3 protein-coding genes are annotated in these 3,608 nt (G+C 64.2%); 2 read left to right on the top strand and 1 reads right to left on the bottom strand.

The window, feature by feature from the left end; all coding sequences use genetic code 11:
- Positions 1-519 (bottom strand): hydroxyacylglutathione hydrolase (gene gloB, locus EN943_RS36070; RefSeq protein ID WP_127416506.1); only part of this gene is annotated, 519 nt, incomplete at its 3' end.
- A 137-nt stretch (positions 520-656) separates the two neighbouring features.
- On the opposite strand from gloB, the gene EN943_RS36065 reads away from it, so the two are divergent.
- Both EN943_RS36065 and EN943_RS36060 read left to right on the top strand, forming a co-directional pair.
- Positions 657-1,439 carry a methyltransferase domain-containing protein gene (locus EN943_RS36065; protein ID WP_127416505.1) on the top strand — a complete coding sequence of 261 codons (783 nt, stop codon included), beginning with the start codon at positions 657-659 and terminating at the stop codon, positions 1,437-1,439.
- 121 nt (positions 1,440-1,560) lie between these two features.
- Positions 1,561-3,387 (top strand): ABC transporter ATP-binding protein/permease, encoded by a 1,827-nt coding sequence (locus tag EN943_RS36060; protein ID WP_127416504.1) that lies wholly within the window; start codon positions 1,561-1,563, stop codon positions 3,385-3,387.
- Positions 3,388-3,608 lie beyond the last annotated feature (221 nt).

The following is a 3,608-nucleotide window of genomic DNA, read 5'->3' as shown; positions in this document are numbered from 1 at the left end:
GTATTCATGGCCGCAATAGATGGCCGTTTCAGCCGGAAGTGCAGCCAGCTTCTTCAGCGATTCATACATCACCGGCGGCTTGCATTCGAACAGCCGCCCGCATCCCAGCGCAAACAGCGTGTCGGCGGTGAACGCCACACGCGACGCCGGCAAATAATAGGAAACGTGGCCGGCGGTGTGGCCGGGCGTGGCGATGACCTCGATCCTCTCATCGCCAAGATGGAGGACCGAGCCGTCTTCGACGGTCTCGTCGATGCCGGGGATCTTGGCCTTTTCGGCCTCCGGACCGACGATGCGCAGCTTGAAACGCTCCTTCAGCGCCAGATTGGCCTCGACGTGATCCATGTGATGATGCGTGGTCAGGATCATCGTCGGCGTCCAGCCGGTGCGCTTTATCGCGGCCAGGATAGGCGCTTCCTCGGGCGCGTCGATGATCGCGGTCTGGCCGCTTTTGGGGTCATGCACCAGCACGCCGAAATTGTCGCTGCGGCACATGAACTGTTCGATTTCGACCGGCATCACATCTCTCCGTTGTGGCCGCAGACATAGGGCGCTTGCGGGTCGATGTCATCCCGGATGTCGAATGACATTCCCGGAATGTCGGGTCGTCGTGGCCTTTTGTTGAAACCTGGCGACATCACGGCTACATCCCTGCCATGCATTCCGACATCGTCGATCTTCGCTCCTTCTATTCGACAACGCTCGGCCGGTTCGCCGAGCGTTCGATCACCATGGCGTTGTCGTCGATATGGGCGGTTGTACCCAACGAGCGGCTGGTTGGTCTGGGTTACACCTTGCCCTGGCTGGAGCGGTTCGGCAGCGACGCCGAGCGGGTCTTTGCCTTCATGCCGGCAACGCAAGGCGCGGTGGTGTGGCCGGCGACAGGGCCGACGGCGACGGCACTGGTCTTCGACGAGGAACTGCCGCTGGTCGATTCCTGCATCGACCGCATGCTGCTCGTCCATTCGCTCGAACATGTCGAGAACCCGCGTGAGACGCTGAACGAGATCTGGCGCGTGCTGTCGCCGGCCGGCCGGGTGGTCATCGTCGTGCCCAATCGGCGCGGCGTCTGGGCGCGCTTCGAGCATACGCCGTTCGGCAATGGCCGGCCTTTTTCGCGCGGCCAGCTTACGGAACTGCTGCGCGAGGCCAATTTCACGCCTGCCGCCTGGTCCGATGCGCTGTTCTTCCCGCCGTCAAGGCGCCGTTTCATGATGCGGTTCCACAATGTGCTGGAACGCGCTGGCCGGCGGCTGTGGCCGATCTTTTCCGGGGTCATCGTCGTCGAGGCGCAGAAGCGGCTCTATCAAGGCGTGCCGGTAGCGCAGCGCGCATCGCGTCGCGTCTTCGTGCCGGTGCTGTCGCCGCATGGCGCCACCCGGCTTGGCCGTCACCAAGTCGATGCCAAGCCCTCGGCTGCGCAGGTGACGGCTTCGTGATCGCGGCAAACGTGCCTGACGTCGTTTCCCGGCCTATCTGTCGCAAGCGGACCGGCAGCCCATCCGAACGCCTGCCAAGTTTCTCCATCCGGTTTCAGCACTGAACGCAAGGACCTCGGCCATGGCTGATCAACCGGACAATGCCGCCGCCGTTCAGCCGGTTGCCGTGGCGGTCGACGCCAGCAGCCTGCGCGATCAGGTGATAACGATCAGGCGGGCGCTGGCGGGATCGCCGGTTCGCAAATGGTTGCTGTGGACATCGGTCGGCATCATGGCCGTGATCATCGCAACGTCGATCGGCCAGGTTCTGCTCAACCGCTGGAACCAGCCTTTCTACGATGCGCTTGCGCGCCGCGACATGGCGGCCTTTTTGCACCAGCTTCTCGTCTTCGCGGCCATAGCCGGGGGACTTCTGGTGCTCAATATCGGCCAGACCTGGCTCAACCAGATGATCAGGCTCAAGCTGCGCGAGGCGCTGACGCTGGATCTGATCGATCAGTGGATGCGGCCGGCGCGCGCCTTCCGGCTGGCCAATGCCGGCGCCATCGGCGTCAATCCCGACCAGCGCATGCAGCAGGACGCCGCGCATCTGTCCGACCTGTCAACCGATCTCGGCGTCGGCCTGCTGCAGTCGTGCATCCTGCTCGTGTCCTTCGTCGGTGTGCTGTGGGAGCTGTCCTCGGGCTTCGTGTTCCACATCGGCGGGACTTCGCTGGCCATACCGGGCTACATGGTCTGGGCCGCCATCCTCTACGCCGGCATCGCCTCCTGGCTGAGCTGGCTGGTCGGGCGCCCGCTCATCCGCCTGAACAGCGACCGCTATACACGCGAAGCCGAGCTGCGCTCCTCGATGGTGCGCGTCAACGAGAATGTCGATGCCATTGCGTTGTATCATGGCGAGGCCGACGCCAGGCGGCGGCTCGAACTCGATCTCGGCACGGTGCTGGGCGCCATGCGGCGCATCTACACCGCCCAGATCAACCTGTCCTGGGTGACCGACACCTATGGCTGGATCACCGTCGTGGCGCCCATACTGGTTGCTTCGCCGGTCTATTTCTCAGGTGATATCAGCTTTGGCGGGCTGATGATGGCGGTCGGTGCCTTCAACCAGGTCCACTCTTCCTTGCGCTGGTTCATCAACAACATCGGCAGCATTGCCGATTGGCGCGCAACGCTGATGCGCGTGGCCGATTTCCGCATCGCGCTCGATGAAACCGATGCGCTGCACGGCACCGAAAAGCGCATCGCCTTCGGCCAAAACGTCAATGGCAGCCTGACTTTCGAGAAGCTCCAAGTGGCCTCGCCGGAGGGCTGCACCAGGCTCGCCGACCCGCATATCGAAATCCGCCCCGGCGAGCGCGTCATGATCACCGGGGACCCCGGTGCGGGCAAGACGCTGTTCTTTCGTGCCATTGCCGGCCTGTGGCCATGGGGAAGCGGCCGGATCGGCCTGCCGGCGGGAGAACCCCCCATATTCGTGCCGCGCGTGCCTTATTTTCCGGTCGGCACGTTGCGCGAAGTCCTCGATCACCCGACCGGACCAGCGCCGGCGAGCGACGCCGACATTTCAGCGGTGCTTGCCGAGGTCGGTCTGGGACGGCTTTCCTCATCGCTCGACCGCGCCGGGCGTTGGGACCATGAGTTGGGCGATGACGAACAACGCTCGCTGGCCTTCGCCAGGCTCGCGTTGCGGCAGCCGAAATGGGTGATCATCGACGAGGCGCTGGATGCGTTCGACGGCCCATCGCTAAGACGCGTGCTGTCGATGCTCGAGAAGCGTTTGCCGGAGACAGCGATCCTCAACATCGGGCGCGGCCAGCACAACAACCACTTCTTCCCGCGCGCGTTGACGATCGTCAAGGATTCCGGTGCGCCAGCGCTGAAGCCCGCGCGCGTCAGAGCCGGCGCGATCGAGCCGCCGCCTGTCGCCGCCCGCCGCAAGAAATGAGCTGATATCCGGGCGAGGAAGGCAAAGCTTTATTTTGCCGTGATCGCGAGGGAAGCTCCTCGGGAGAAACAACCCTGGCGACGGCCGTGCTCGATGCTCTGCGCTTGCTTGCCTGTCTTGTCTGCGCCCAGGCTGCCCCGGCCGCCTCGCCGCCGGATGCGCTCGCCGTCGACGTCGAACTGGTGCTGGCAGTCGACATCTCGCTGTCGATGGACGAGAAG

The sequence above is a fragment of the Mesorhizobium sp. M7A.F.Ca.US.006.01.1.1 genome (assembly GCF_003997935.1).
Lineage (GTDB): Bacteria > Pseudomonadota > Alphaproteobacteria > Rhizobiales > Rhizobiaceae > Mesorhizobium.
Note: the sequence above shows the minus strand (reverse complement) of the source record. Positions and strands in the feature narration are given on the sequence as shown.

Coding starts and splice junctions, on each gene's coding strand:
- EN943_RS36065 (WP_127416505.1), top strand. CDS start 657: ATGCATTCCGACATCGTCGATCTTCGCTCCTTCTATTCGACAACGCTC.
- EN943_RS36060 (WP_127416504.1), top strand. CDS start 1,561: ATGGCTGATCAACCGGACAATGCCGCCGCCGTTCAGCCGGTTGCCGTG.